Source organism: Microbulbifer okhotskensis, from assembly GCF_023895975.1.
GTDB lineage: Bacteria > Pseudomonadota > Gammaproteobacteria > Pseudomonadales > Cellvibrionaceae > Microbulbifer > Microbulbifer okhotskensis.
Genome location: NZ_JALBWM010000249.1, coordinates 1 through 2,055, shown reverse-complemented (window position 1 = coordinate 2,055; position 2,055 = coordinate 1). Strand labels below are relative to the sequence as shown.

Genomic DNA, 2,055 nt, shown 5'->3' with positions numbered 1-2,055 from the left:
CGTATTCAACAATGCCAGCTTCAGCGCGCTCTACATCAGCTGCGGTTTCGTCCGGCAGAGAGTCTTGGTGATTCTCGTAGGCGTTTAAAGAGTCTTCGGTGGGGGCGGTCGAGCTGATTCCTAACATGGGGGTTCTCCCTGAGCTGTTAGGAGTAGATTAGTGCTCTACTAATGATATGTAAAGTGATTTACTAACAAAAATGTTTGGAAATGGCGTCTAATATCTCGTTAGAGAGTTCAACTGCTAGTTTTGGGTCTGCTTTGAGCGCCTTCTTTGCGGATTCGGTAAATTTTTGAGCGCTCGCGTCAGGCGTGAAGATTTCATCTAGGGACTGGTTAAACGCTTCTCTCATTCGGAATAAAAGCGTTAGTTGTATTGTGGTAGTAGAACCTTGTTCTATGCGGTTATAAGAGGAGTAGGACATGCTGAGCTTTTCTGCCGCTTCGCGTTGACTTAGTCCCGCACGCTCTCTGGCTGCGCGGATGAGCTTGTAGGGGCGCTCAGGCATATTCTGGATATTGGTGTGTAAATCTCTAATTGCACAATATGCAACTTTTTTTGTGTAAGTTGCAAATGCCTACTAACGGGTTGACTAATGAATGCCCCATGAGGGATGTTGGTATACCGTCAATAAGATGTAGTGGCAGGTTACCCCTGCCGGGAATAAAGTGGAGTGTAGGCAGATGGATACGCCGGATTATGTAGAGGTGCTGCGAATCGTGCGGGCTGTTAAGTTGGAGCTGGAGCTGCGAGGATTAGTTGCCAGCCCCAGCGAGAATTGCCAGGCGCAAGATGGGAGTAGGATCGATAACTTTCCCACTTGCTTGGCTTGTGGAGTAGAGCGTAATCAGTGCCGCGCTGAAAATGCGTGGTGAGGGCATCTTAATTCCTTCTTTTTCCAGAGTTTCCATCATGGCGGCCACACACTTAGCCGCCAACACCTCGTCAATTTGACCCGGCTTGAGCTGTTGCCGAGTTTCGGCCTCGGGATGCTCCATATCTAGCCATCCAGGCTCCAACCCCAATCTTTCCTCAATCCACCTAGCTTTATTGTCACCCACGTTAGTGATAGGCGGGTCTTGACTGATTTGGCTGGCGTAGCTCACAGAGAGCCCTAAAGCCTCGGCGAAGTCTTTATTCTTGGGGCCGTGCTGTTCACGCAGAAGCCTGATATTCCGAGCCCGTGTTTCTTTGTTTGTCATCTTTGCCCAGCGCGGTTCCCGGTCCATTACCTGATCCATTAAAGCAGGTTGTGTTTATGCAGCCTATCCATCAAGTCGGGACTGCTAATAGTTTGGCGCACCCTACCACAACATTTTGCTAATGGTGCTTGCGAAATGATTAGTAAATAGCTAATCTTTAGCGGTATGAAACTTCAAACATATCTCTCAAAGCTAAATCGTGAAGCACTTCAGGCGCTTGCCAAAGAGTGTGAGACGAAGCCTATCTATCTGCGCCGAATAGCGGGCGGGTATGACCCCCTGCCAAGCCCAAGGTTGGCGCGGCGGCTAGCTGCGGCTAGTAAAGGGCAGGTAAACCTTGCTCATGAATACCCAGATATTTGGGGATAGATATTTGATTTCACTAACAGCCGAAGAGCTGACAACAATTTTTTATCAGCAGCAAGGAGAGCGAGATGAAGGCTTTAATTTTCTTCGCCGCTATTGGGAATTTTGGATTTATCTTGCGTAATGGATTCAGCCTGTGGGACTGGGTTTTGTTGAGTATATGGCTGCTTCCTTGGTCCTTCACAGCCGGGGATATTTGTAAGAGATACGATCAGGAGAATGCAGGCAAAAACCCAAAAAACCCAAGAAGTAGCAATACGGATTACGTTTGACTCTGGAGTTGCCCATTTTGCCTGGGAAATACGTGAGGCTACGTAGAACATGCCGCAGGCAATTACGAAAAACTCAATGAAGCCGCTCTTTGAGAAGCTTTCAGATAGGAATGTAATCATAAATTTTCCGGTATTTACTGGTTCGCACCTTCAGAATACCGAGAATCCCGTCACCTGGGTAGTGGTGAGGCTGCCGGGGCTGTCCGGTTAATAA

Annotated in this window: 3 protein-coding genes; all 3 read right to left on the bottom strand. The window is 48.2% G+C overall.

Annotated elements, in window-relative coordinates; all coding sequences use genetic code 11:
- Positions 1-191: 191 nt before the first annotated feature.
- A complete protein-coding gene (locus tag MO867_RS21710; RefSeq protein WP_252473040.1) occupies positions 192-509 on the bottom strand; it encodes a helix-turn-helix transcriptional regulator in 318 nt (105 codons plus the stop codon).
- 247 nt (positions 510-756) lie between these two features.
- Positions 757-1,203: a hypothetical protein gene (locus tag MO867_RS21705; protein ID WP_252473037.1), complete on the bottom strand. Its 447-nt coding sequence runs from the start codon at positions 1,201-1,203 to the stop codon at positions 757-759.
- Between the two features lie 443 nt (positions 1,204-1,646).
- Positions 1,647-1,961, bottom strand: coding sequence for a hypothetical protein (locus tag MO867_RS21700; RefSeq protein ID WP_252473034.1), 315 nt, complete (start codon positions 1,959-1,961; stop codon positions 1,647-1,649).
- Between the last annotated feature and the right edge of the window lie 94 nt (positions 1,962-2,055).

Excerpts from the sequence above, each read along its gene's own strand:
- MO867_RS21710 (WP_252473040.1), bottom strand. The coding sequence starts at position 509 with ATGCCTGAGCGCCCCTACAAGCTCATCCGCGCAGCCAGAGAGCGTGCG.
- MO867_RS21705 (WP_252473037.1), bottom strand. The coding sequence starts at position 1,203 with ATGACAAACAAAGAAACACGGGCTCGGAATATCAGGCTTCTGCGTGAA.
- MO867_RS21700 (WP_252473034.1), bottom strand. The coding sequence starts at position 1,961 with ATGATTACATTCCTATCTGAAAGCTTCTCAAAGAGCGGCTTCATTGAG.